Origin of the sequence: Pseudomonas asplenii (assembly GCF_900105475.1) — a bacterium.
GTDB classification, from domain to species: domain Bacteria; phylum Pseudomonadota; class Gammaproteobacteria; order Pseudomonadales; family Pseudomonadaceae; genus Aquipseudomonas; species Aquipseudomonas asplenii.
Genome location: NZ_LT629777.1, coordinates 4,319,136 through 4,344,083, shown reverse-complemented (window position 1 = coordinate 4,344,083; position 24,948 = coordinate 4,319,136). Strand labels below are relative to the sequence as shown.

At 63.9% G+C, this 24,948-nt stretch carries 18 protein-coding genes; 7 read left to right on the top strand and 11 right to left on the bottom strand.

What is annotated here, in order from left to right; genetic code table 11:
- Positions 1–57 precede the first annotated feature (57 nt).
- The 3 genes from glgB to BLU37_RS19760 all read right to left on the bottom strand — a co-directional run bounded on the left by glgB (position 58) and on the right by BLU37_RS19760 (position 7,727).
- Positions 58–2,286, bottom strand: a complete 2,229-nt coding sequence (glgB, locus tag BLU37_RS19770; RefSeq protein ID WP_090207903.1) for a 1,4-alpha-glucan branching protein GlgB — start codon at positions 2,284–2,286, stop codon at positions 58–60.
- Positions 2,283–5,621, bottom strand: coding sequence for a maltose alpha-D-glucosyltransferase (treS, locus tag BLU37_RS19765; protein ID WP_090210971.1), 3,339 nt, complete (start codon positions 5,619–5,621; stop codon positions 2,283–2,285). Before treS ends, glgB begins: the two co-directional genes overlap by 4 nt.
- A 108-nt stretch (positions 5,622–5,729) precedes the next feature.
- Positions 5,730–7,727, bottom strand: a complete 1,998-nt coding sequence (locus BLU37_RS19760; RefSeq protein ID WP_090207902.1) for an alpha-1,4-glucan--maltose-1-phosphate maltosyltransferase — start codon at positions 7,725–7,727, stop codon at positions 5,730–5,732.
- 219 nt (positions 7,728–7,946) lie between these two features.
- Between BLU37_RS19760 and BLU37_RS29255 the strand changes: the two genes are divergently transcribed.
- Positions 7,947–8,114 carry a hypothetical protein gene (locus BLU37_RS29255; RefSeq protein ID WP_010451116.1) on the top strand — a complete coding sequence of 56 codons (168 nt, stop codon included), beginning with the start codon at positions 7,947–7,949 and terminating at the stop codon, positions 8,112–8,114.
- A 113-nt stretch (positions 8,115–8,227) separates the two neighbouring features.
- Here BLU37_RS29255 and BLU37_RS19755 read toward each other — a convergent pair whose 3' ends face one another.
- Entirely contained in the window at positions 8,228–8,728 is a 501-nt protein-coding gene (locus BLU37_RS19755; protein WP_090207900.1) for an MgtC/SapB family protein, read from the bottom strand.
- A gap of 143 nt (positions 8,729–8,871) precedes the next feature.
- Between BLU37_RS19755 and BLU37_RS19750 the strand changes: the two genes are divergently transcribed.
- From BLU37_RS19750 to mapR, 3 genes are all read left to right on the top strand, one after another.
- On the top strand, positions 8,872–9,111 hold the full coding sequence (locus tag BLU37_RS19750) for a DUF3203 family protein (RefSeq protein ID WP_090207898.1): 240 nt from the start codon (positions 8,872–8,874) through the stop codon (positions 9,109–9,111).
- Positions 9,112–9,318: 207 nt separating this feature from the next.
- Entirely contained in the window at positions 9,319–10,734 is a 1,416-nt protein-coding gene (gene ccoG, locus BLU37_RS19745; protein WP_090207895.1) for a cytochrome c oxidase accessory protein CcoG, read from the top strand.
- Between the two features lie 50 nt (positions 10,735–10,784).
- On the top strand, positions 10,785–12,194 hold the full coding sequence (gene mapR, locus BLU37_RS19740) for a GntR family transcriptional regulator MpaR (protein WP_010451107.1): 1,410 nt from the start codon (positions 10,785–10,787) through the stop codon (positions 12,192–12,194).
- Positions 12,195–12,324: 130 nt separating this feature from the next.
- Here mapR and BLU37_RS19735 read toward each other — a convergent pair whose 3' ends face one another.
- From BLU37_RS19735 to BLU37_RS19710, 6 genes are all read right to left on the bottom strand, one after another.
- On the bottom strand, positions 12,325–13,071 hold the full coding sequence (locus tag BLU37_RS19735; protein ID WP_090207892.1) for an SDR family oxidoreductase: 747 nt from the start codon (positions 13,069–13,071) through the stop codon (positions 12,325–12,327).
- A gap of 86 nt (positions 13,072–13,157) precedes the next feature.
- Positions 13,158–16,109, bottom strand: a complete 2,952-nt coding sequence (locus BLU37_RS19730; RefSeq protein WP_090207889.1) for a bpX6 domain-containing protein — start codon at positions 16,107–16,109, stop codon at positions 13,158–13,160.
- Positions 16,102–17,916 carry a hypothetical protein gene (locus BLU37_RS19725; protein ID WP_090207888.1) on the bottom strand — a complete coding sequence of 605 codons (1,815 nt, stop codon included), beginning with the start codon at positions 17,914–17,916 and terminating at the stop codon, positions 16,102–16,104. The genes BLU37_RS19730 and BLU37_RS19725 overlap by 8 nt, the downstream gene beginning before the upstream one ends.
- Positions 17,917–17,973: 57 nt before the next feature.
- Positions 17,974–18,405, bottom strand: coding sequence for a bpX5 domain-containing protein (locus BLU37_RS19720; RefSeq protein ID WP_090207886.1), 432 nt, complete (start codon positions 18,403–18,405; stop codon positions 17,974–17,976).
- On the bottom strand, positions 18,402–19,532 hold the full coding sequence (locus tag BLU37_RS19715; RefSeq protein WP_090207883.1) for an AAA family ATPase: 1,131 nt from the start codon (positions 19,530–19,532) through the stop codon (positions 18,402–18,404). The genes BLU37_RS19720 and BLU37_RS19715 overlap by 4 nt, the downstream gene beginning before the upstream one ends.
- Positions 19,533–19,595: 63 nt before the next feature.
- Positions 19,596–20,768, bottom strand: a complete 1,173-nt coding sequence (locus BLU37_RS19710; RefSeq protein ID WP_090207881.1) for an MFS transporter — start codon at positions 20,766–20,768, stop codon at positions 19,596–19,598.
- Between the two features lie 375 nt (positions 20,769–21,143).
- On the opposite strand from BLU37_RS19710, the gene BLU37_RS19705 reads away from it, so the two are divergent.
- Genes BLU37_RS19705 through BLU37_RS19695 form a run of 3 tightly spaced genes read left to right on the top strand, consistent with a single transcriptional unit; the run spans position 21,144 to position 23,710 of the window.
- Entirely contained in the window at positions 21,144–22,136 is a 993-nt protein-coding gene (locus BLU37_RS19705; protein WP_090207880.1) for an aliphatic sulfonate ABC transporter substrate-binding protein, read from the top strand.
- An 18-nt stretch (positions 22,137–22,154) separates the two neighbouring features.
- Positions 22,155–22,994 carry an ABC transporter permease gene (locus tag BLU37_RS19700; protein WP_090207877.1) on the top strand — a complete coding sequence of 280 codons (840 nt, stop codon included), beginning with the start codon at positions 22,155–22,157 and terminating at the stop codon, positions 22,992–22,994.
- 2 nt (positions 22,995–22,996) lie between these two features.
- Positions 22,997–23,710 carry an ABC transporter ATP-binding protein gene (locus BLU37_RS19695; RefSeq protein WP_090207874.1) on the top strand — a complete coding sequence of 238 codons (714 nt, stop codon included), beginning with the start codon at positions 22,997–22,999 and terminating at the stop codon, positions 23,708–23,710.
- A 15-nt stretch (positions 23,711–23,725) separates the two neighbouring features.
- Here BLU37_RS19695 and BLU37_RS19690 read toward each other — a convergent pair whose 3' ends face one another.
- Positions 23,726–24,898: a DUF1624 domain-containing protein gene (locus BLU37_RS19690; RefSeq protein WP_090207871.1), complete on the bottom strand. Its 1,173-nt coding sequence runs from the start codon at positions 24,896–24,898 to the stop codon at positions 23,726–23,728.
- Positions 24,899–24,948: the final 50 nt, after the last annotated feature.

The window sequence follows — 24,948 nt, the reverse complement described above, 5'->3', positions numbered from 1 at the left end:
TCACCAGCGTTTTCGCGGATAAATCCGACGCCTGCAGTCACGCCAACTTTTCCAGAACTAGGCGACCGGCTGCAGCATCAGCACGGCCAGCGGCGGCAAGTTCAGCACCAGTGAGGTGGCCTGCCCATGGCTGGCAATGTCATCAGTGAACGCCCCGCCGCCATTGCCATAGTTGGAACCGGCATAGATCGCCGCATCGCTGTTGATCACCTCCTGCCACTGCCCGCCGAACGGCACGCCGATCCGGTAGCTTTCCCGAGGCACCGGCGTGAAGTTGGCGACCACCAGCAACGGCCGGCCCTGGCGGCTCCAGCGCAACCAGGCGTAGACGCTGTTGCTCGCATCATCGCCGATCAGCCACTGGAATCCCTGAGGCGCATCGTCCTGCTCGTGCAGCGCCGGTTCCTGGCGATACAGCTGATTCAGGTCGCTCACCAGCTTCTGCACCCCCAGGTGCTCGGAGTACTGCAGCAGGTACCAGTCCAGTTGCCGGTCATGGTTCCATTCGCGCCACTGGCCGAACTCGCAGCCCATGAACAGCAGCTTCTTGCCCGGATGCGCCCACATGAAACTCAGGTAAGCCCGCAGGTTGGCGAACTTCTGCCAGCGGTCGCCCGGCATCTTGTCGATCAGCGAGTGCTTGCCGTGCACCACTTCATCGTGGGAGATCGGCAGGATGAAGCGCTCGGACCAGGCATAGACCAGGCCGAAACTCAGTTCGTTGTGATGATGGCCGCGGTACACCGGATCCTGTTGGATGTAGTGCAGCGAGTCATGCATCCAGCCCATGTTCCACTTGTAGGCGAACCCCAGGCCGCCCTGCTCGGTGCTCTGGCTGACGCCCGGCCAGGCCGTCGACTCCTCGGCGATCACCAGTGCGCCCGGCGCCTCGAGGGCCACCACGTCGTTGAGATGCCGGAGGAAATCGATCGCTTCGAGGTTTTCCCGGCCGCCGTGGCGATTGGGTACCCACTCGCCGGTCTTGCGCGAATAGTCGCGATAGAGCATCGATGCCACCGCATCCACCCGCAGGCCATCGATATGAAAGTGCTTGAGCCAGTGCAGGGCCGAGGCCAGCATGAATCCGTGTACCTCGGTTCGCCCGAGGTTGTAGATCAGCGTGTCCCAGTCCTGGTGGAAACCCTCCAGCGGGTTGCCGTACTCATACAGCGCCGTGCCGTCGAACTGCGCCAGGCCATGGGCATCGGTGGGGAAATGCGCCGGTACCCAGTCGAGAATCACGCCGATACCGGCCCGGTGGCAGGCATCGACGAAACCGGCGAACGCTTGCGGCGTGCCATAGCGGGCACTCGGTGCGAACTGCGACAGGGGCTGGTAACCCCATGAGCCACCGAAAGGGTGCTCCATGATCGGCATCAGCTCGATATGGGTGAACCCCAACTGCTGCACATAGGGAATCAACCGCTCGGCCAGTTCCCCCCAGCCATATTGGCGGGACACTTCGCCCGCTTCGTCGGTTTCACACTGCCAGGAACCGGCATGCAGCTCGTAGATCGACAACGGCGCATTCGCGCGCTGGCACTCGGCCCGGGACTGCATCCACTCCTGGTCCTGCCAATCGACGCGCAACGGCTCGGCCACCCGCGAGGCGGTGTCCGGCGGCAGTTGGGTGGCCAGGGCCACGGGGTCGGACTTGAGCGGCAGGATCGAATTCGCCCCGAGGATCTCGTACTTGTAGGACTCCCCCGGCTGCAAACGGGGAATGAAGATTTCCCAGACACCGCTGGGATGGCGCAGGCGCATCGGATGGCGTCGGCCATCCCAGCCGTTGAAGTCACCGACCACCGACACCCGTCGGGCATTCGGCGCCCAGACGGCAAAACGCACGCCGTCGATGCCCTCGACCTGAGTCACCTGGGCACCAAGACACGCGCTCAAGTCGCGATGATTGCCCTCGGCGAACAGATAGAGATCCATCTCGCCGAGCAACGGACCAAAGCTGTAGGGGTCTTCACACACCTGCTCGCCACCGGCCCAGTGGATGCGCAACCGATAAGGCTGCGGCGTCTCGAACCGGCCGGCATACAAGCCCGGCACCTCGGTTTCACCCAGGCGGCCGAGCAGCTCTCCAGTGTCTCGGGCCAGGGCCTCGACGCTCAGGGCACCGGGCAGGAAGGCCCGGATGAACTGTCCACCGACACCGTCGTCATGGGGGCCCAGAATGGCAAACGGGTCCGGGTGTTCGGCGCGCACCAGCGCTTCGATATCGCGGGCGGCGGGTAACAGGCCGCCCCTGGATTGACCTTGTTCATTGCTTGAACTCATGACTGCTCTCCACCGGACAAGGTTTTCACCTCATTCAACAACCGGTCCAGGCCCTGCAGCGGTACCCGCAGCCAGGTCGGACGGTTCTGTGCCTCATAGGCAATTTCATAGGCAGCCTTCTCCAGACTGAACAGGGCCAGGGCCGCCTGCGCGCCCTTGGGTTCCTGCCATGCATGAGCAAGACTAGCTGCTGCCCGCTCATATGCCTGGATAAACGCCTGCCGCGATTTCTCCAGGTAGCGCTCGGTCACCCGCATCAGCGCGGCCTGCGCCGCTTCGGATGAGTCGACGCTGTGGGCACTGTCGAGGGCCATCGCTGCGGCATAGTCGAACGAACGCAGCACGCCGCTGACGTCCTTGTACGGACTGTGCTTGCTCCGTCGTTCCTGCAATGAACGCGCCGGTTCGCCCTCGAAATCGATCAGATAGGCATCACCCTGCACCACCAGCACCTGCCCCAGATGCAGATCGCCATGCACCCGGATGCGCAAGCCACCCACCGCTTGGGCGGCCAGAGCCTGGACATGGGCGAGGATGGTTTTTTTGCTGGCGACCAGCCGTGCGACACGGGCCTGGTCGTCGTCTGACAAGGAGGCCTGGTGCTGTTCGAGCAATTGCAGTGCGCGGGTGACTTGGCTGGCAACCTGCTTGCCCCACGCCTGCCCATCCTTGCCGGTGCTGACTTGGGCACTGAAGTCCGGGTTGTCGGTGGGTGCGGCCAGCACCTGATGCATTTCGCCGAGGCGCTGACCGAGCAGGCCGGCAAAACTCACCAGTTCATCGAGCGCATTGATGGACACCTCGTGCTCCATCGTCCCGTCCGCCAGCTCGTCACGAATGGCCCGCTCCAGGTTGTTCTGGGTCCAGACCCAGGCATCGCCCTGGTTGTTCAGCAGGCCTTGGGCAATCATCAGCAGACTCTCCTCGCCAGACGCATCGCGCCTCACCACCGAGCCGAGTAACGGTGAAATATGGCGGAAGCCGGCAGCGCCCAGATAGGCACTCATTTCCAGCTCCGGGTGGATGCCGGCATTGACCTTGCGGATCAGCTTGAGCATCACCCGCTCACCGACCACCACCGAACTGTTGGACTGCTCGGCCGACAGGTAACGCACTTCGGCATCCGCCGGCAGTGGCTGCGCCAGCAGCTCGGCGCTGGCCTGGAAATGCAGTTCGGCCGCATCGCCGCTCAGCACACTGCCCGCCTGCATCCCCTGAATCACCGCACGCACAAAGCTGTCGAGACTGAACGCATCGGTGATCAACCCCACCTGCCGTCCCCGACGAACCCGCGCCAGGGCCAGTTGCTGCGGTAATGCGGCGTTGATCTGTTCTTCGGCGAGCAGGCCGAACGGCACCTGATAGCGACTGACCTGACCGCCGACGGTGACTTCGACTTCGTTGAGCAACACCGGCTGCTGCGCTTCGCCAAAACGCAGCCCATAAGCAATATGCACCTGTTCGATGGGCGCCTGTTTGTCGGCAAACCAGCGCCGCATCGGCAGCCATTCGGGCAGCGAGGTCTGCTCCAGGGTGAACCGGGCCGGGGCTTCGAGCAGTTCCTCGAGGCGTTTCTTCAACACCAGGGTGGTGAAGTCCGGCATGCACTGGGGCGACGCCACATGCCAGGCCGGCAGTTGCGTTTGCGAGGCCAGCAGGAACCAGTAGAAGCCATAGGGCGCCAGGGTCAGCAGGAAGTTCAGTTGCCCGATCGGCGGGAAAGCGTTACCACCGAGCATCTCCACCGGCACCCTGCCGGCGAAGTGCGACAGTTCCAGCTCCGCCGCCTGGGCGGTGCGCGAAACGTTGGCGACGCACAGGATGATTTCGTTGTTGCCCTCGGCGTCGGTGTACTCGCGGGTATAAGCCAGAATCCGTCGATTGGCCGGTGAGAGCATCTTCAGGCTGCCCCGACCGAAGGCCTTCTGCTGCTTGCGCACCGCCAGCAGGCGCCGGGTCCAGTTCAGCAGCGAATGGGGATCGCCGGCCTGGGTCTCGACGTTCACCGAAGGATAGCCGTAGAGCGGATCCATGATCGGCGGCAACACCAGGCTGGCCGGGTCGGCACGGGAGAAACCGCCGTTGCGGTCGATCGACCATTGCATCGGTGTGCGCACGCCATCGCGATCGCCGAGGTAGATGTTGTCGCCCATGCCGATCTCGTCGCCGTAGTACAGGGTCGGCGTACCCGGCATCGACAGCAGCAGGCTGTTGAGCAGTTCGATGCGGCGCCGGTCGCGCTCCAGCAATGGCGCCAGGCGTCGGCGGATCCCCAGGTTGATCCGCGCCCGACGATCGGCGGCGTAGTAGTTCCACAGGTAATCGCGCTCACGGTCGGTGACCATTTCCAGGGTCAGCTCATCGTGGTTGCGCAGGAAGATCGCCCACTGGCAGTTGGCGGGAATCTCCGGGGTCTGGCGCAGGATATCGGTGATCGGAAAACGGTCTTCCTGGGCCAGAGCCATGTACATGCGCGGCATCAAGGGGAAGTGAAAGGCCATGTGGCACTCATCACCGTCATCGCCCTTCTGCTCGCCGAAATACAACTGGGTATCTTCCGGCCACTGGTTGGCTTCGGCCAGCAGCATGCGGTCGGGATAGTGCGCATCGATCTCGACCCGGATACGCTTGAGCACATCGTGGGTCTCGGGCAGGTTCTCGTTGTTGGTACCGTCGCGCTCGATCAGGTAGGGAATGGCGTCCAGGCGCAGGCCATCGACGCCCATGTCGAGCCAGTAGCGCATCACCGACAGCACCGCCTTCATCACCTGCGGGTTGTCGAAGTTCAGGTCCGGCTGATGGGAATAGAAACGGTGCCAGAAGTACTGGCCGGCGACCGGGTCCCAGGTCCAGTTGGATTTCTCGGTGTCGAGAAAGATGATCCGGGTCTCGTTGTACTTGTCATCGGTGTCCGACCATACGTAGAAGTCCCGGGCACTGGAACCGCGCTTGGCCCGGCGGGCGCGCTGGAACCACGGATGCTGGTCGGACGTATGGTTGATCACCAACTCGCTGATCACTCGCAGGCCGCGCTTGTGGGCTTCGGCGATGAAACGCCGGGCGTCGGCCAGGGTTCCGTAGTCCGGGTGCACGCCCCGGTACTCGGCGATATCGTAGCCATCGTCGCGACGGGGCGAAGGGTAGAACGGCAACAGCCAGATGGTGTTGACGCCCAGGTCGGCAATATAGTCAAGCTTGGCGATCAGCCCGGGAAAGTCACCAATCCCGTCGTTATTCGAATCGAAAAAGGACTTCACATGGACCTGATAAATGACCGCGTCCTTGTACCAGAGCGGGTCATTGATGAAGGTTGCAGGGCGGGACTTCTTCGCCATCATTGATTCCTCTATTAATGCTCATGGCCCTGGGCAAACACGGCAATGAACAACGAACACTCGCCTCCATGAGTTTCGTCATGAAAGGTATTACCCGGCAGTTGCGTATCAACCTGGAGTGATGCGCCAGATCCCGAACGGTTGGTGCCAGGGCTCGATACGCATCCACTGGGTCTTGCCGTACCAGGTCCAGGTGTGGCCATTCATCAGGTCTTCACCGCGGGTCTGGGCGTCGTCGGGCAAACCGAACTCCCACAGCGGCAACTCGAAATGCGCCTCCTGGGCGTTGTGCGGGTCGAGGCTGACCGCCACCAGGATGAAGCTGCTGCGGTCGGCAGTGCGCTTGCCGAAATACAGAATGTTGTCGTTCCAGGCGTTGTAGACCTGCAACCCCAGGTGAGTCTGCAAGGCCGGGTGCTGGCGGCGGATGCGGTTGAGCTGGGCGATCTCGGCGACGATGTTGCCAGGCGCGCTGTAGTCCCGAGGGCGGATCTGGTACTTCTCCGAGTCCAGGTACTCTTCCTTGCCCGGCAATGGCGCCGACTCGCAGATCTCGAACCCCGAATACATGCCCCACAGGCCCGAGCCCATGGTCGCCAACGCCGCGCGGATGAGAAAGCCGGCGCGCCCCGACTCATGCAGGAACGCCGGGTTGATATCCGGGGTGTTGACGAAGAAGTTCGGCCGGTAGCATTCGCGCCACGGTGACTGGTTCAATTCGGTGAAATAGGCGGCCAGCTCGGCCTTGGTGTTGCGCCAGGTGAAATAGGTGTAGCTCTGGGAATAACCGATCTTGCCCAACCGCGCCATCATCGCCGGAGCGGTGAACGCCTCCGCGAGAAAGATCACCTCGGGATAACGACCACGCACATCGGCGATCAACCATTGCCAGAACGGCAGCGGCTTGGTGTGCGGATTGTCGACGCGAAAGATCTTCACCCCCTCCTCGACCCAACCGACCACGATATCGCGCAACTCGATCCACAGACCCGGCACGGCATCGGCGGCATAGAAGTCGACGTTGACGATGTCCTGGTATTTCTTCGGCGGGTTCTCGGCATATTTGATCGTGCCGTCCGGCCGCCAGTTGAACCAGCCGGGATGCTGCTGCAACCACGGGTGGTCCTGGGAGCACTGAATGGCGAAATCCAGGGCGATCTCCAGGCCATGCTCGGCGGCGGCGGCGACCAGCCGGCGAAAATCCTCGCGGCTGCCCAGTTGCGGATGGATCGCTTCGTGCCCACCTTCTTCGCTGCCGATGGCATAAGGGCTGCCCGGATCGTCGGGACCTGCGGTCAGCGCGTTGTTCGGGCCCTTGCGATGGCTGCGGCCGATCGGGTGGATCGGCGGGAAGTACAGCACATCGAAGCCCATGTCGCGGATCGCCGGCAGGCGTGCCTGCACGTCGTTGAAGGTACCGTGACGCGCAGGATCATCGGTGACCGAACGCGGAAACAGCTCGTACCAACTGGCGAACTGTGCCAGTGGGCGCTCCACGTCCAGGGCAAAATCCTGACTGAGGCTGAGGTAGGCCTGGTGATCCGCCTGGCGCATCAGCACGGCGGTGGTCGGCTTGAGAAAATATTCGACCTGACCGTCGTTCGAGCGCTGCGCCAGTTCGTCATACAGCGCCGCCAGGCGTTCGGCCAATTCACCCTGACTGCGTTCGCTGGCCTGTCGAACATGTTCGCGGCCCTCCTGCAGCTCCAGATCGATGGGCACCCCGGCGACGAATTTCTTCTCCAACTCGTAGCAGAAGCTGCCGAACTGATCGATCCAGGCCTCGATGCGGAACATGTGGCGACCCTGACCGCCCACCCGCAGCGTGCCCTGCCAGTGGTTGTTGCCCCGGTCGGTCATCAGCGAACGCTGCCAGTCGCTGGCCTCGAGCGGCTTCCAGGCCAGCAACACGGCCAGTTTGTCATGGCCATCGGCGAACACCCGGGCGCTCACAGAGACATCCTCTCCCACCACGGCCTTGACCGCGAACTGCCCGCCGTCGATGGCCGGCGTCACATTCTCGATGGCGATGCGCGGCAACAACAGCGCCTGGGACAACGGCAGGACTTCGGCGACCTGCTCATCCAATGAATTATCAACTGTCATCGAGCATCTCTCCTTACGTCCTGTGGACGCTCTACCTTGCGTGATCATGATGAGTCACGACCGGCTTCATCCTGAAAAGGCCGCTCAGGTTCGGAGCCAGGTGGCCACGCAAAAGTTCAGATGGATTTGGTGAACGGTCCGTTCGTCCAGAAAATGCAGTCGATTGCCTTGAAAGAGGGTCAACCGCTTCACTGATGTCCATGCAAAAAAGGAGCCTTCATGAGCATTCCAATTCCGGCGCAAACCCCCGATCCCAACATCGACCAGCCGACCCTCCCCCCGACCGAACCACAACCGGTTCCCGAGCAGGAGCCACCGGAGAGCACGCCACCGCCCAAGATCGATCCGCCGACGACCATGCCGCCGGTGATCGCGAAGCAAGCATAGCCAACCCAGGCCACATGCACGCCATGCACGCCATGTAGGCCATGTAGGCCATGTAGGCCATGTAGGCTATGTAGGCTATGTAGGCTATGTAGGAGAATGGGGTGCCCAGGCGCTCAGCCGCGATCCTTTTCCAGCAATTGCAGGATCTTCGGCATCACGCTGAACACCGCCAGCGCCAGCAGCGTACTGAGCACCGCCGTGGCCTCGCGACCCAACCCCGCCGCCACGCCTATGGCGGCGGTCATCCACAAACCGGCGGCGGTGGTCAGGCCCTTGACGTTTTGCCCGGCTTCGTCGGCGTGCCCCTTGAGGATCGTGCCAGCCCCCAAAAAGCCGATGCCGGCGATCACCCCCTGGACCACCCGGCTCATTGCATCGGCCTGGGCGCCAGACACCTGCGGCACCAGCACGAACAGCGCCGCCCCCAGGGCGACCAGCATATGGGTGCGAACGCCCGCAGCCTTACCCTGTTGTTCGCGCTCAAAGCCGAGGATGCCGCCCAGCAGCGCGGCGATCAGCAAACGCACGGTGATGCGGGTCACCTCGCGGATATCGCCAATATCGGCGAATTCGGCTTGCAGGGTCATCCATACAGTGTGCCACCAGGTGTCCATGATCCCGACCTCTCAGCGTTCGATAAGCGATGGACAGCAGCGCCCGCACGCCGGTTCGACCGACGACCGCTAATCGGCTGCGGCGAACGATGGCCATTTCAGCAACCCTAAATCCTGTCAGCCTGAAGAAAAAGGAGAACACCATGCCCGTGCATATCGATCTGTCCACCCAGACCTGCACTCTGGAAGAACACGACATCCGGGTCAGCGGTCCGGCCAGCGACGTAAAAATCACCACCGACGACGCCCGCAGCATGTCCCGCGCCGAACTCGACGGTCGCACAGTCTGGATTACCGAGGCAGAGGCCGATGCCCTGACCGTCGCCGGCGCTGTCGACAACCGCCATCATGTGAAGGCGACATCGAGTGATTCGGTGATTTGATTGATCCGTGTCAGCCTACCCTTCCGGCGCCTGTGCCAAGCGTCGGCGGGCTTACTCGGGCAAGGCCTGCAGCGAGGATGACAAGTTGTCGCAGGCGCTGCCATCAAGTCATCTGATCTGCTTTTTATTGAAATACCTGAGTCTGTTATGCAAACAGTTCGCTCGGCATAGTGCCCAGGCCTGATGGAGGCTGACGAGCGACAGATCATGAGCGAAAGAATCCCCGTCCAGTTAGTTGATACCTTCGAGCCTTCGCACCCCAACAAGATGAAGGCCAAGTCGAGCGACAACCTGATTCACACCCGCAGTTTCACCGGCCTGTTCCGTAGCTTGCGCATGAGCGGCGCGGGCTTTCTGTTCCTGCTGTTCTTCGGCACCGTATGGTTGAACTGGGGCGGCCGCCAGGCCGTGCTGTGGGACCTGGCCAACAGCAAGTTCCACATCTTCGGCGCAACCTTCTGGCCGCAGGATTTCATCCTGCTCTCGGCCCTGCTGATCATCTGCGCCTTCGGCCTGTTTGCCATCACCGTCTTCGCCGGCCGGGTCTGGTGCGGCTATACCTGCCCGCAAAGCTCTTGGACCTGGCTGTTCATGTGGTGCGAGAAAGTCACCGAGGGCGAGCGTAACCAGCGGATCAAGCTGCAAGCCGCGCCCTGGGGGCCGAACAAGCTGGCCCGGCGTGCCGCCAAGCACACCCTGTGGCTGGCGATCAGCCTGATCACCGGGCTGACCTTCGTCGGCTACTTCACGCCGATCCGCCCACTGGTCGAGGAACTGCTGAGCCTGCAACTGGGCGGTGTCAGCCTGTTCTGGGTGCTGTTCTTCACCGGCGCCACCTATATCAATGCCGGCTGGCTGCGTGAAGCGGTGTGCATGCACATGTGCCCCTATGCACGGTTCCAGAGCGTGATGTTCGACAAGGACACCCTGACCATCTCCTACGATGCCGCCCGTGGCGAGCATCGTGGCCCGCGCAAACGTGAAGTGACCCCGGCCAGCGTCGGTCTCGGTGACTGCATCGACTGCCGGATGTGTGTACAGGTCTGCCCGACCGGCATCGACATCCGTGATGGCCTGCAAATGGAATGCATCGGCTGCGCGGCGTGCATTGATGCCTGCGACTCGATCATGGACAAGATGGGCTACGCCCGTGGCCTGGTGCGCTACACCTCCGAGCACCAGTTGCAAGGCGGCACGACGCACCTGCTGCGGCCCCGCCTGATCGGCTACAGCGCCGTGCTGTTGATCATGATCGGTGCACTGGCGATGGCGCTGGTGCAGCGGCCGATGGTCTCGCTGGATGTCACCAAGGACCGCGGCCTGTTCCGGGAAAACAACCTGGGGCAGATCGAGAACATCTACAGCCTCAAGGTCATCAACAAGACCCAGCAGCGCCAGCAATACCGCCTGGAACTGCTCGACGGCGCGGACTTCCAGTTGCACGGCCAGACGGAACTGAGCCTGGCGGCCGGCGAGATCGCCGACTTCCCGGTCTCGGTGGCGATGACCGCCGAACGGGCGAAAAGCAGCTCTCAGGAACTCGCCTTCCGCCTCGTCGACCAGGACGACCCAAGCGTCTTCAGCGTGGCGAACAGCCGCTTCGTCGCACCGATGAACCGTTGATGACATAGAATCCCTGCCGTGCGTGCCCGTATCCAATGAGCCAAGCCACCATGAAACGCTACGAAAAATTCGCCGACGACATCGCGGAGCTGATCCGCTCCGGCGTCCTCGGCCCCGGCCAGCGGGTCCCGTCGGTCCGCTATGCCAGCCAGACCTACGGCGTCAGCCCGTCCACGGTGTTCCAGGCCTACTACCTGCTGGAGCGGCGCGGGCTGATCCGCGCCCGGCCGCGTTCGGGGTACTTCGTCAACACCCATGCGCCGAGTCCGTTCTCAGAGCCGGTGATCAGCAGCCAGGTGCACGAGTCCACCGAGGTCGATGTCAGCGAACTGGTGTTCTCGGTGCTCGACTCGATCAAGGACCCGACCACCGTACCGTTCGGCTCGGCCTTCCCCAGTCCGACGCTGTTCCCGCTGCAACGCCTGGCCCGCTCCCTGGCCAGCGCCAGCCGCGAGATGGACCCGCGCATGGTGGTCACCGACCTGTCACCGGGCAATCCGCAACTGCGTCGGCAGATCGCCCTGCGCTACATGGTGGGTGGGCTGATGCTGCCCATGGAGGAACTGCTGATCACCAACGGCGCGCTGGAAGCGTTGAACCTGTGCCTGCAGGCGGTGACCGAACCCGGCGACCTGGTGGCCATCGAGGCCCCGGCGTTCTATGCCTGCCTGCAGGTGCTGGAGCGCTTGAAGCTCAAGGCCGTGGAAATCCCCGTGCACCCGCGCGACGGTATCGACCTCGGCGTGCTGGCGCAGAATCTCGAACGCCACCCGATCAAGGCCGTGTGGTGCATGACCAGCTTCCAGAACCCCATGGGCGCAACCATGCCCGAGGCGAAAAAACAGGCGCTGGTGGAGTTGTTGCGCGAGCACCAGGTGCCGCTGATCGAGGACGACGTCTACGCCGAGCTGTACTACGGGCAGCAGGCGCCCAAACCGGCCAAGGCCTTCGATAGCGAAGGCCTGGTGATGCACTGCGGCTCCTTTGCCAAGAGCCTGGCGCCCGGCTATCGCATCGGCTGGGTCGCAGCGGGACGTTATGCGCAGAAGATCGAACGGCTGAAGCTGATGACCTCCCTGTGCGCCTCGATGCCGGCCCAGGCGGCCATCGCCGATTACCTGCAGCACGGCGGCTACGACCGCCATTTGCGCCGCCTGCGTTATGCCCTGGAAGAACAGCAGAGCGCCATGCTCGCGGCGATCGCCCGCTACTTCCCGGCGCAGACCCGGGTCAGCCAGCCGGCCGGTGGTTACTTCCTCTGGTTGGAATTGCCGGAGCAGATGGACTCGCTGAAGCTGTTCCAGATGGCATTGGCCCAGGGCATCAGCATCGCGCCGGGACCGATCTTTTCGCCGGCGCGACGTTTTCGCAACTGCATCCGCCTCAATTACGGCAGCCCGTGGAATGAGACATCGGAAAAGGCCATGGAGACGCTGGGACGGATCGTGCGTTCCTTCTGAGCGGGCCTATTCGTGGGCAAGCCCGACTCCTGCAGGTTTGTCCCGTACGCCCACCCCGTGCACAACGCGGCTGTGCAGGAGCCGGGCTTGCCCGCGAACAGGCCATCAAGCCCTGCACAGACTCATGAAATCAGCGCCCACCCGCCAGGTCGAGGAACGTCCCGGTGGTGTAGGATGCCTTGTCCGAGAGCAGCCAGATAATCCCCTCGGCCACCTCTTCAGCCCGTCCACCGCGCCCCATTGGAATCCCCGGTTCCAGCTTGCTGACCCGATCGGGATCACCGCTCAATGCATGAAACTCGGTATGGATGAACCCCGGCCGCACGGCATTGACCCGAATCCCCTCACTTGCCAGCTCCTTGGACAGGCCCAGGGTAAAGGTATCGAGCGCGCCCTTGGACGCCGCATAGTCGACGTACTCGTTGGCCGAACCGAGCCGCGCCGCCGCCGAGGACACGTTGACGATACTGCCGCCCTGCCCGCCATGGCGCGGCGACATGCGCAGGACCGCATGCTTGGCACAGAGCATCGGCCCCAGCACGTTGGTCTTCAGGGTTTGCAGCATGCGGAATTCGGACATCTCGTCGACCCGCGACGCGTGCCCGACAGTCCCGGCATTGTTCACCAGCGCAGTGACCGGCCCGAGTTCGGCATCCACCCGCTGAAACAGGTGGATGACCTCATCCTCGTCGCTGACATCCGCCCGCACCGTGATGGCCTGAGCACCCAGCGCACGGACCTGCTCCTGCACGCGATGAGCCGCCTCTTCGTCGCGCAGGTAGTTGATACAGATGCGATAGCCCTGCTGCGCCGCCAACAACGCCGTCGCCGCGCCGATGCCACGACTACCGCCGGTGATGACGATGACTTTTTCCATTGAGCCCTTCCCCGTCGACTGATGGTTTTCAGTCGCCAGAATAACCGTGGCACAAGCGACTTGTGTAGCCATCAACCGTCCATGTCTCAGTGAATGCTCAGGCCAAGAGCCCGGCCGTTGTCGACATTGAGGTGGAACAGCCGGCCCCGGTGATCGATGAAAACCCAGTCCGCACCGAGCCGACAGACACGCAGGCCGTGCTCTGGCGGCCAGTCCAGACTGGCGCATACCTGCGACCGGGCCCGCTCCAGGAAGTGGAATCGGTTGCCCTCGGCGCCCGTCATGAACTGCGCGACCAGCCACTGCTCATTGCCGAAAAGATGCGTTTGAACGTCCTCAAGTAACTCGGGAAAACGGAACCGCTGCAAGGCTTTCCGGCCACTGACCACCAGTTCCATCCGCTCATCGGTCAACGGTTCGAACCAGTACTCCAGGTATTCGCCCAGGTGGTACGCCCGCTGCGCGGTGTCCGGGTGGATACGCCGAGGCTCCGGCTCCCGGGAGATCAGCCGGCGTTCGGGCAGTTGGTAGGTCCACTGCTCGGTCGCACCGTCGGCCAGGCCAAGCAACCAGAACTCATGATCCGCCGTGGCTTCGAGCTGCATCAACGGCCCCGGAAGATCTCCAACATGCCAGAGCGTGGCAAAGTCTTTGTCGATATCCACGACCCGCACCTGCGTGCGAGTCGCAATGGTCCAGGCTATTCCGTCAAAGCGCCGGGCAAAGAACGCCAGGGCCAACACGCCCAGATCCCTGGCCTGCCCCGTGACCAGGTCCAGCTTGCTGATCCGCCAGACCGTATCGCGTTGCGCCAGGGCCAGGGCGATACGGCGGTTGCTGCCGATCACCAGATGACTGGCCGGTACGGCAAAACGCTGACGGATGACACCCAGCCGATCGACCACCGCCGCGCCCGACTCGCCCAGTGCCACCAGGTAGTCGCCATCGCGCAACGGTACAGCGTCATACAGCGCATGGTTGCCCGGCGCCGGTGCCGACCAGCGCAGTGCCGGAATCACCGGCTGCAACGCGCTCGGTCGCGTGCTCGCAATCGCGCCTGAGGGCATGTCGAGCTTGAGCCACTCGTCACCACTGAGCTTGACCAGGGCCGACAAGTCCCTGGCCGTCAGACCGAGATGACCGGCAGCCTGATCGGCCAGTACCGCATGCACCACCGCCGCCGCCAGCAGGCGCACCGTGCGCGTGGCCGGCGAGATGCAAATCAGCTCGATGGCCAGCACTGCACGCTCGTCGGCCCGTTCGGGATCGTCACGCAAGGCCCGCAGGTAAGGCTCATGGACCGCCAGGGTGTCGGGCAGCAACACGGCCCGCTTGACCAGCGCGGCGGCGGCCAGGCTGCCACCGGCCGCTTCGGCGGCGAGCAGCCATTGCCGGGCCCGTTCGCGCTCGGCGGGCAACGGCCAGATCACTTCCACCGCCGCCAGCCAGTCGCCCTGGCCGACCAGCATTTGCGCCCATTCCAGACGCAGCCGTTCGGCAGCCTGCGGCCAATCGGCCTGCAAGCTCAGCACGGCAGCAGCGAAGGCCTGGTCGCGACGGGCCACCTGCAGCGCCCGCGGCCAATCATCGGCCAGGCACAACAGCCGGACGATCGTTGCCGGTGGCATATCCCAGGTCAGCGCCAGCTCTGCGGCCTGCGAGTAGCGCTGGTGTTTTTCCAGGTAGTCGAGGGCTTCCTGGCGCACGTGCAGCAGTTCGGCCAGCACGTACACAGCCTCCTCGATACGCCCCTGGCGATCGAGGCCCTCGAAGGTTCGGCGATAGAGCTGGCGCAGATGAGCCTGGAGATCATCCGCCATGTTGACGCCCAGCACCCGACCACCGACCTTGCCCACCGCCAGGTTATCGCGGGCCTTGAGTGCCCCCAGCGCCGGTTCGCTGGACGGCTCGCCGCCCAGGGGAATGGCATGGCGCAACGCCGTTTCGATATCACCCTGCTCGAACATGTCGAGCATGCGCTGCATGTAGGCAGCATGCTGTCGGTTGAGCAGCGTATCCAGGTGCGAAGCCATCGCCATCCGGCTCAGCCATTGGCGCCAACGCGACAAGGGGCCGGGTTTGTTTGTCCGGTGCTCAGGCACCGATACGGCGCTGTTGGCATGAGTCGCAGCCGCCTGCCCCGGCGGAGCCTGTTGGCGCTCACGTGCCCGTGTGACCAGCGCCTGCCGCTCGGCCTCGATACGTTGGCGCATGAGCCGGCGCAACAGCCAGAGCACTGCGGTCACCACCACGGCCGAGCCGATGAACCAGAGCGGATCGAAGCCTGCAGAAGCACTTGCCGACGTCACCGCCGTCGGTTTGGCCCCAGGCGCCGAGGCCGCATCGTAGGGATCCTGCCAGTAGATCAGCAGGATCACCACGGCGACCAGTCCCGGCACCAGCCAGGTGCGCCCTGGCGTTATTGGCCCTGGCGAGCGATCCGTCGCCCCCGGGTCCTTCACTGTCCCGGAGGATGTCTTGTTTCCTGAAGTGCGCACTGCCTCCAGGGCCTTGAGCACGCTATCGCGCTCGGCACTCGGGGCGCCGACCACATCGCCGAGCACCTGACGAATGTCCTGCGGTTCCCAGACTTCGAGCACCGGTTCAGGCAGCACTTCAGTGCAGTCGTAGGTTTCCAGCAAACCATAGTCACCCAGATCGAACCATTGACCCGGCTGCAACGCCTGCGCATCCGCCAGGTTCAATGCCTGGACCCGCGCATCGCGGATCAGCCACAGATCCGCCAGGGGCAACTGGTTGATTTCCGCAGGTTCCAGCCAGGCCGAACACAACGCCCTTCCCTGCCGGATCAGTGGCCAGGGACTCAGGCGGTCGCAGGGCATCGACTGCGGTGCCCTGAAGCACAGCAGATCACCTTCGGCAAAACGATAGGCCCGCGATCCGAGCTGCCAATGCCGGATGATCTGCAACTGACTGCTCGCTTCATCGAAGCGCTCGCGGGGGAACCACAACGCTTCGACCTGCCGCCAGCCACTCAGGCCGGGACGTCGGATGGATATCGCATGAGCATCAGTCATCGGCCAGGTCCTTGCGAGCAGTATGTAAATGCATCCTCACGCTGCGGCTCGCCACCTCGAAGACCAGCAGCTCACGGGCCTCGGTGATCAGGGCCAACATCCCGGAGGCCGAACAGAAACTGACCTTGAGGATGCGCGAAGTGCTGGCGTACAGGCTCTCGGTTTTCTCGGCGCCGATCAGCAGAATGCTCTTGCCGCCGCCAGTCTTGACCACCAATGCGAACTGCCCATGCTGGACATCATGAAACAGGCCGATGGCCTTGCAGTTCGGTGGCAACTTGATCCGCGCCGTCGGCTGGGGATAGCTGCCGGGGGTGAACAGCGCCCAGTGTTCATTCGTCGCCTGACCGTGCTGTACGGCACAACCACCGAAACCTCGGCGCCACTGCAACAGGTTGGAAAACAGCACCTCGGTGGCGTCTTGTCCATCGCCCAGGGCGAAAGGCTCATGGCGCGTATACCCGAGGGTAATGTGGCAGACGAACAGTTGGCCGGCACGGCGACTGGCATAGACCAGGGTCCAGTCATCGACCTGCTCCATCCCGAGCACATCCCGATCCAGATAGTGCGTGATACCCGGCTCCGGCGCCTGTGCCTGCTCGGAGCCGGCGGTCGCCCAGCATGCCAGGGTCCGGTCATTGGTCAGCGTGAACAGCCGGGTGTGCTTGGCCATACGCAGACGTATGGCCGGCAGCAGTGTTGCCGTGCCGACCGGGATCAACAAGGCTTCCCGGGGTGGACGAACAACCGGCTCCATGCTGGGCAGATGCCAGAAGCACAGTTGCTCACCCAGGCTCAACAACGCGCAGGCCTGGCGCCCCTGCAGGGTCCAGCTCAACGGGTCAGCGGTACGCGACCAGAGCTGGCGCTTGGACTTTACGAGTTTCTTCTGGCCCGGCCGAGGAATCGAAAAGATCATCAAGCCCGGCTCATCCAGCAAACGTACCGCGACATGGGTGCCGGTGCGGGCAATCAACGGCGGCGTGGTCAGCGAGATGCGCGCCGCAGAGATCATGTGCGCCTCAAGCGCCACCTCTTTCTCGAACTGGCCCTTGAGCAATCGTTGCCCGGCGGCTGCATCAGGCAGCGGCAAGGCAATCGGCGCGGCAGGCGACGGCCGCATCCGCAATTCGAGCGCGTCACCGAACAGCCCCTGCTCTATCTGCAACACGCGTGCGCTGCGCATGCCCGTGACCGCTGGCAGACGCTGACCGACCAGCCAGCACTCGCTGGCCTCTTCGGCGTATTCGGCCAACGCCTGCTGCCAGCCCTGCCAATGCGCCTCGGTGACCGTCGCATAGGTGCGGGCCTTGAGCAGCCCGCGCAACTGCACGACCGACTCCAGCCCGAACAGCGCAGGCTTGTGTTGCAATACGCCCCAGCGGAACTGCGCACCGTTTTCGGCGGCCCGGCGGGCCAGCAGGATCATCAGCGCCAGATGAACCAGCCGCGCCCCGCCCAGTTGCAAGGGCCCTGCATCGAACAGCGCCACGATCAAACGCGAGGCCTGTTGCGTGCGGTACTGCGGGGCGAGAAACAGATGCTCGCCACTGGAGGCGCGGCGCAGGAACTCATCGGCAAACTCGTCGGCCAGCAGCCATTCACTGCTCAACAGCCGTTCATAGGAACCGCGCCGATGCAGGTTGCCCAGGCCATCAGGCTCCGGGACGCCGCCCAACTGCGCGCCCCTGAACGGCCCGAGCAGCGGGCTGATGCAGCTGAGCAAGGCACCGAGGCTCGGCACCAGCGCCGGGTCGAACCATTCCAGCCATTGCCGCCAGGGTTGCAGCGATTCGGGTAATTGCATGACAGACCTACACAGGCGGACGCATTCGGTTACGTCGCGCGGAAAAAAGAACCGGTATCAGCGCCAGAACGCCGCGATGCGTGCCAGCAGTTCGGCCGTGACCGGCAGCAAGCGATCCAGCGGCACGCAGGTAGTCGGCTGATGCCACACCAGCAGCGGTTGCCGGGCGAACTTCGCCTGCAGCGCCTGGGCCAGCAGGTCCATCGTCACATCCGGCTGCCACAGGCTCGGCAACCAGAGTTGCGGAGCCTGTTCGCAGGCACAGGCGTATTCGACACCGGCCACCCAAGGCAGGCGCGACGACTCGCCGCTGACGATCAGCACGTCACGATTGGCAGTGGCCTGCAGCCCGCGTAGCCGTTCGGCGCCCATCGACGCCAAGCGCGCGTGCAGGTCCCTGGCGACCGCCCCCCAAGCCACCGCCGCAACGGGCGCAGTGGGCTCGGGCTGGGCTTTCCAGCCCCAGCTCAAAGGGTTCGACGGGCTCATGTCGCGGGCGTCAGTTGCTTGACCAGCAGCCCTCTGAGGCCCAGCAGTTCGGGAGGCATGCTGTCGGCCGAGAAGTTCGCGTCGATCTCGCGCAACACCGCCTCGGACTCGCCCGGTTCGAACAGCCCACCCGAAGCTGCGCGCATCAGGCAACTCTGTGCCGACTCGATCAGGCGACTGGCGCGGGACATCGGCAGCAGCGTCGCCTCCTCCACGGCGGTGAACAGATTGCGGTTGCTCGACAGGTGCAGCACCTCGCGCAAGACCTCACGCCCATGCTGCTGAGCCTCCTGGGTCGCCAGGGCATAAAGCAGCGGCCAGAGGTCCGCCTCGGTGGCTTGCAGACGCCCACCCAGCAACGCGGCGGCGGCGATCAACCGCTGGGACTTGACGATGCGCCGGTCGGACAACTGGATGCCCGCTGCGCGCAACAGGCGGATCGCGTTGGCCAGGGCTGGCCGCACCTGTTCCATGTCCACCTGCGGCAGCGCCTGGCTGAGGGTGTCGAGTTCATTCAGGCCGAGCCATTGCCGAACAGGCATCTGATCGGCCTGCCAACCGCCGCTGAGCATGGCCTCCAGCTGGTTGTCCGGCACGGAGTCGACGAACAGGTGCAACAGGAAACGATCGCCGAAGGCCGCCAGGGCCTCATCGTCCGGCAAGCCGTTGGCCGCACCGACACAGACCCGCAACGGGCATTTGAGCTGGGTGTGACCGCGGCGGAAGCGGCGCTCGTTGAGCACACCGAGCAAGGTATTGAGGATCGCGGTGGAGCCGAGGAACACCTCGTCGAGGAAGACGATATCCGCTTCCGGCAGCATGCCGCTGACATCGGTTTCCACGGTGCCTTCGCGCAGCTTCTTCAGGTCGACCGGACCGAACAGCTCCGAAGGTTCGGTGAAACGCCCCAGCAGGTATTCGAAATAACGCCCGCCCATGGCCTGGGCCACGCGTCGCACCACGGCGCTCTTGGCCGTGCCCGGTGGGCCGACCACCAGCAGGTGCTCCTGGGCCACGGCCGCCAGGACAATCAACTCGGCCAGTTGCTCTCGTCCGACCAGACCTTCGGTCGCGGCCCTCACGCCCTGACGAATCTGTTGTGCAGCTAGCTGAATGGCGGACAACATGAACCGAATCCTTCCCTGAACAAAAGAGCGGATCTTGCCTCAAAGCCGCTCAATAGCAAAGATTTACGGTTGCCTGGCAGATGGGGCCGGCGCAGCGTCGACGGGATGAACACGCTCACCCCGAACGGCGCACGCCAAGGCACTCAGTGCTATGGCCAGGCCGGCCAGGGCATACACCCAACTGGCCGACGCCACCGGCAGCAGCACACCGGCCAGCAACGGCCCGACGCCGGCACCGATATCCCGCCACACCGAATTCGAGGCCAGGGCCTGGACACGCCCGGCACCGGGGTTGCGCTGGGCCACCAGTGTCACCACCAGCGGCAGTTGCAGCGCCCGCAGGACCAGCACCGAGCTGGCGCCGAGGATCAGCCAATGGCTGCCGAAGGCCGTCAGGGCCAGGCCGCTGAGAATCGAGAACAGCAACAGCATGCGTACCACACCATAGCGGTCGGCGACTCGGCCACCGAGGGGACTGAGGAACATTTCCGAGACATACCGCAAGGCCATCAGCAGCCCGGCGATGATCACCGCATTGCCGCCGAGCACGGCACTGGCCTGCAGCGACAGGCCGAAGATGAACAGCCCATCCAGCGCCACACCTTCGACAAAGGACCAGACCGCGACACTGTCCGGCCATTTGAAACGCCGCCCGGCAGGCGCCGCCAGTTCATGGCCCTGGCTCGGCAAACCGCGCGCCACCCAAAGACCGATCAAGGAGGTCGCACACGGCAACAGGAAAATCAGCCGTGGCCCGATCTGCAGGCTCAACCAGCCGCCAACCGCCAGGGCGATCATCGGGCCGATGGCGATCACTCCCCGCGAACGCCCGGCCCGGCGTGCCGCGCCAACGGGCTCAAGGGTCGCCAGTACCTGCGTCGACAGGTTCAGCGCGGCAAAGGACAAGCCCCAGCCCAGGCGCAACAGCAGCAGCCAGAAGAACCCCGAGATCAGCGAATTGCCGAGGGCACACAAGGCGCTGACCGCTGCGGCCAGCATCAGGGTCGCGCGGTCGCCCTGGCGCGCGTAATAACGCAGCACATAACCGTAGCCGAAGATCCGCACCAGGCGATTGGCCGCCAGCAGGACGCCGGCCTGGGCCAGGGTCACGCCAAAAGCCTGGGTGTTCATGGGCAACAGCAGGTACAGCAGGACGTCGCTGGGCAAACACAGCGCCAGCACGGTCGCTGCACGGCGGGAAGCGGAGTCGGTCGAGTGAGCGGCCACGGCTGACATGGAGGACGGTCTTCGCGCGGGGAACAGGCCTGTCAGCATGCCGGGTCGAAACCAGCGACAGCAACATTTTTTGAAACATGTTTGTAATGTTGCTGGAGCAACAGCCATTCAACAGACTGTGCCTGGAAGGACATCACCACCACCCTGTAGGAGCCGGGCTTGCCCGCGCACCGCAATCGGCGGCCATTCGCTGGAAGTTGTACTGCCAGAACCGCCGCTATCGCCAGCAAGCCGGCTCCCACAGGGGTCGAGTAAAACCTGGGGCTGCGAGCATCGGCTGGCACAGAGGCTGCATTATTCCTTTTAAGCAGTTCCTCGGCATCAAGACTGCTTGATTAAGAATAAGCCCCGCAGTCCCTCTCCCAGGAGCATCCGATGAAAGCCTTCAACCCGATCACCCAGGCCGCCCGCCTGCTGGCCGCCGCCACGGCGCTGGTGCTGGGCCTGCAACCCCTGGCCCAGGCCGCCGACACCACGCCGGCCGAAGTCAGGCTGGACTACGCCTATTACTCCCCCGTCAGCCTGGCGCTGCGGCATTTCGGCTGGCTGGAAAAAGCCCTGCCGCAAACCCAGGTCACCTGGGTCTTGAGCCAGGGCAGCAACCGTTCCCTGGAATACCTCAACAGTGGTGGCGTCGACTTCGCTTCCTCGGCCAGCCTGGCCGCCGTGCTCAGCCGGGCCAACGGCAGCCCGATCAAGTCGGTGTATGTCTACAGCCGTGCCGAATGGACCGCGCTGCTGGTCCGCAAGGACTCGCCCTACCAGAGCCTCGCCGACCTCAAGGGCAAGAAGATCGCGGCCACCAAGGGCACCGACCCGTACCTGTTCACCCTGCGTGCCCTGCAGCAGGCCGGCCTGAGCAAGAACGACGTGGAACTGGTACACCTGCAGCACCCGGATGGCCGAACCGCCCTGGAAAAAGGCGACGTCGATGCCTGGGCCGGGCTCGATCCGCACATGGCCGCCAGCGAGATCCAGGCCGGCTCGCGCCTGCTCTACCGCAACCGCGACTTCAACAGCTACGGGGTGCTCAGCGTCACCGAGACGTTTGCCAAGGAACATCCGCAGACCATCGAAACCGTGCTCGGAGCCTACGAAAAAGCCCGTGAGTGGGCCTTGCACAACCCCGATGAACTGGCTGGCCTGCTGGCCAGCGAGTCCGGCCTGCCGCTGGATATCGCCAAGCTGCAACTGTCGCGCACCGATTTGAAAAACGCCCGCCTGGGCCCGCAGGACCTGGTGGCCTCGAAGGCCGCCGCGCCGATCCTGGTGTCCGAAGAACTGGTTCGGCGCGGGGTGAATGTCGACCAGGTTATCGATCAGCTGATCGACAGCCGTTTCAATCCTGTGGCGGTCGCCCAACCGTAACGGCGACCTGGAGCCCCCATGAACACCAAGAGCAAAGCCCTGCCTGTCGGCCTGGACACACCTGCCCCCACGTCAGCCTCACCGTCGGTCTGGCCACGGCGGCTCAAGGGGCTGGTGCTGCCGGTACTGATCATCGTCCTGCTGGAGGCAGTGGTCCGCCTTGGCTGGGTACCGGCGTACCAGATGCCGGCACCCAGCGACATCCTCCTGACCCTGCGCGACCTCGCTGAAGGTTCATTGGGCAAGCACATCGTCGCCAGTCTGCTGCGGGTCCTCAGCGGCTTCACCATCGGTGCCGGCCTGGCCCTGGTGTTCGCCGCCTGGGTCGGCCTGAGCCGGGAGGCCGAAGCCTATCTGGAACCGACCTTCGCCGCCCTGCGCTCGATCCCGAGCCTGGCCTGGGTGCCCTTGCTGCTGTTGTGGCTGGGTATCGACGAGACCTCGAAAATCGTCCTGATCGCCATCGGTGCGTTTTTTCCGGTGTACCTCAATGGTGTGGCGGCGATCCGTGATATCGACCGCAAGCTGGTGGAGGTCGGGCAGATGCTCGGTTTCAGCCGCTACCGCCTGGTGCGTCGGATCCTGCTGCCGGCCGCCCTGCCCGGGCTGTTCACCGGCCTGCGCAGCGGCATGAGCCTGGCCTGGATGTTCCTGGTGGCGGCCGAACTGATCGCCGCGACCAAGGGCCTGGGTTACCTGCTCAGCGACGGCCGGGAAACCTCGCGCCCGGATATCGTGCTGGCAGCAATCATTGTCCTGGCGTTGCTGGGCAAGATCAGCGACGGCTTGCTGGCCGGCCTGGAGAAACACTTCCTGGCCTGGCGCGACACCTTCAACGGCGAAAGCCGGGAGTCATGAGCATGAGCGAATCACTGCTGGAGCTGTACGTCGAACGCAAGGCGTTTGCCCAAACCACGGTGCTCAGGCAGGTCAGCCTGCAACTGCACGCAGGGGAAACCGTCAGCCTGCTGGGCCCCAGCGGCTGCGGCAAAAGCACCCTGCTGCGGATCGTCGCCGGGCTGGAAAAGGACTTCGAAGGCGAACTGAAACAAACCCCCTCGCCGATCGCCTTCGTCTTCCAGGAGCCGCGCCTGATGCCCTGGCTGACGGTGGAGCAGAACATCGGTTTCAGCGAGGACGCGCATTACGACCGAGCCTGGGTCACCCAACTGATCGAGGAAGTCGGCCTGGCCGGTTTCGCCCAGGCCTTGCCCAAGCAGTTGTCCGGTGGCATGGCGCAACGGGTGGCAATCGCCCGCGGGCTCTATTCCAAACCCCGCGTGCTGTTGCTCGATGAGCCGTTCAGCGCGGTGGACGCCTTTACCCGCATGAAGCTGCAGGATTTGCTCCTGCAACTGGCCCGGCGGCATGACATTGCCCTGCTGCTGGTCACCCACGATGTCGACGAGGCGTTGTACCTCAGCGACCGGGTGCTGGTGATGGATAACCGCCCCAGTCGCATTCGCCAGACCCTGGCGGTCGACCTGCCACATCCGCGTGATCGACGCGATCCGAAGCTGGCCGACCTCAAGGCGCTATCGCTGACAGAATTGCACTTGGCGCAGGTGATCTAAGGCCTGCAAACCCACTCAGAAATACTTGAGCCAGGCGATATCCCGCCGCCGCTGCTTGAGCCGGGCGAACCAGCGCGCCGGGAAGAACAGGCCAAAGCACAAGAGCAGGCTGAGCAGCCAGAGGCTGGACAAGTGGCTGAACGCATACACGCTACCCTCGGTCGCGCCCCACAGGGTAAACGCCGACAGGTACATCGCCTTCAGCACATACAGATGCAACAGGTAAAAGAACATCGGTGCGCCGCCATAGATCGCCAGGATGGCAATCGCCTTGCGCTCCTGCAGCTTTTCGAAAGCGGCCAGCAACAACAGGCCGACGCCGAGGGTGGGCAGCAGGAACATCAACGACGGTGGGTACTTCTTCGCACTCAGGAAGCTCATGACCGTGCGCAGGGTATCGCCGGTCTGCACCCAGGGCGCGTCACCGTAGACGTTCAGGTAACGGATCAGCACGAAGGCCAACAGCAGGCCCGCGCCAAGTTTCAACAGGCGCACGCGCCGCACCGCCGGCTCGACGCCGCTGGCGAACCACGGACCGAGGCTCCAGCCGAGCAGGATCACGCCGATCCACGGCAGTACCGGATAAGTGGTACGGGCACGGGTGTACTCGGTGAGCTGGATGAAGACCTTCTGGTGCAGGACCGACCAGGGAATGAAAAACGGCGACTCCGGCCCCAGCACCACGCCATCAAGCAGGTTGTGCCCACCGACGATCAGCAACCCGAGCAGCACCAGCCAGGCACGCCGCAGGTGCAGCAGGCCGGCCAGCACGATCATGCAGATGCCGATGCACCAGATCACCTGCAGCCACAACGTCTTCGGCGGGAACTCAGCGTTCCAGGCAAAACAGACCAGGGTCAGCTCCAGCAGCACCAGGAACACCCCACGCTTGAGCAGGAAGATCGAGGTGTCCCGGGCACTGTGTTTCTGGCTGTAGAGAAACGCCGACAGCCCGGTGAGGAAGATGAACACCGGCGCACAGAGTGTGGCGAGCAAGCGGGTAAAGAACAGGTCCGGCGCAACGGTCAGGGCATCGACCGGGTCACCGACCTGCCGATGCATGAAGAAGGTTTCGCGGACATGGTCGACCACCATGCACAGCATGACAAAACCCCGCAGGGCATCGATGGCACAAAGACGGGCATGGAGAACGGCCGATGAGGCGACCGATCCGGGAGTGGACGTCATAGCGAGCGCTTATTGAGAGGAGTGAGGCCGGCCAATCTAAAATCGATACG

Excerpts from the sequence above, each read along its gene's own strand:
- glgB (WP_090207903.1), bottom strand. The coding sequence starts at position 2,286 with ATGAGTTCAAGCAATGAACAAGGTCAATCCAGGGGCGGCCTGTTACCC.
- treS (WP_090210971.1), bottom strand. The coding sequence starts at position 5,621 with ATGGCGAAGAAGTCCCGCCCTGCAACCTTCATCAATGACCCGCTCTGG.
- BLU37_RS19760 (WP_090207902.1), bottom strand. The coding sequence starts at position 7,727 with ATGACAGTTGATAATTCATTGGATGAGCAGGTCGCCGAAGTCCTGCCG.
- BLU37_RS29255 (WP_010451116.1), top strand. The coding sequence starts at position 7,947 with ATGAGCATTCCAATTCCGGCGCAAACCCCCGATCCCAACATCGACCAG.
- BLU37_RS19755 (WP_090207900.1), bottom strand. The coding sequence starts at position 8,728 with ATGGACACCTGGTGGCACACTGTATGGATGACCCTGCAAGCCGAATTC.
- BLU37_RS19750 (WP_090207898.1), top strand. The coding sequence starts at position 8,872 with ATGCCCGTGCATATCGATCTGTCCACCCAGACCTGCACTCTGGAAGAA.
- ccoG (WP_090207895.1), top strand. The coding sequence starts at position 9,319 with ATGAGCGAAAGAATCCCCGTCCAGTTAGTTGATACCTTCGAGCCTTCG.
- mapR (WP_010451107.1), top strand. The coding sequence starts at position 10,785 with ATGAAACGCTACGAAAAATTCGCCGACGACATCGCGGAGCTGATCCGC.
- BLU37_RS19735 (WP_090207892.1), bottom strand. The coding sequence starts at position 13,071 with ATGGAAAAAGTCATCGTCATCACCGGCGGTAGTCGTGGCATCGGCGCG.
- BLU37_RS19730 (WP_090207889.1), bottom strand. The coding sequence starts at position 16,109 with ATGACTGATGCTCATGCGATATCCATCCGACGTCCCGGCCTGAGTGGC.
- BLU37_RS19725 (WP_090207888.1), bottom strand. The coding sequence starts at position 17,916 with ATGCAATTACCCGAATCGCTGCAACCCTGGCGGCAATGGCTGGAATGG.
- BLU37_RS19720 (WP_090207886.1), bottom strand. The coding sequence starts at position 18,405 with ATGAGCCCGTCGAACCCTTTGAGCTGGGGCTGGAAAGCCCAGCCCGAG.
- BLU37_RS19715 (WP_090207883.1), bottom strand. The coding sequence starts at position 19,532 with ATGTTGTCCGCCATTCAGCTAGCTGCACAACAGATTCGTCAGGGCGTG.
- BLU37_RS19710 (WP_090207881.1), bottom strand. The coding sequence starts at position 20,768 with ATGTCAGCCGTGGCCGCTCACTCGACCGACTCCGCTTCCCGCCGTGCA.
- BLU37_RS19705 (WP_090207880.1), top strand. The coding sequence starts at position 21,144 with ATGAAAGCCTTCAACCCGATCACCCAGGCCGCCCGCCTGCTGGCCGCC.
- BLU37_RS19700 (WP_090207877.1), top strand. The coding sequence starts at position 22,155 with ATGAACACCAAGAGCAAAGCCCTGCCTGTCGGCCTGGACACACCTGCC.
- BLU37_RS19695 (WP_090207874.1), top strand. The coding sequence starts at position 22,997 with ATGAGCGAATCACTGCTGGAGCTGTACGTCGAACGCAAGGCGTTTGCC.
- BLU37_RS19690 (WP_090207871.1), bottom strand. The coding sequence starts at position 24,898 with ATGACGTCCACTCCCGGATCGGTCGCCTCATCGGCCGTTCTCCATGCC.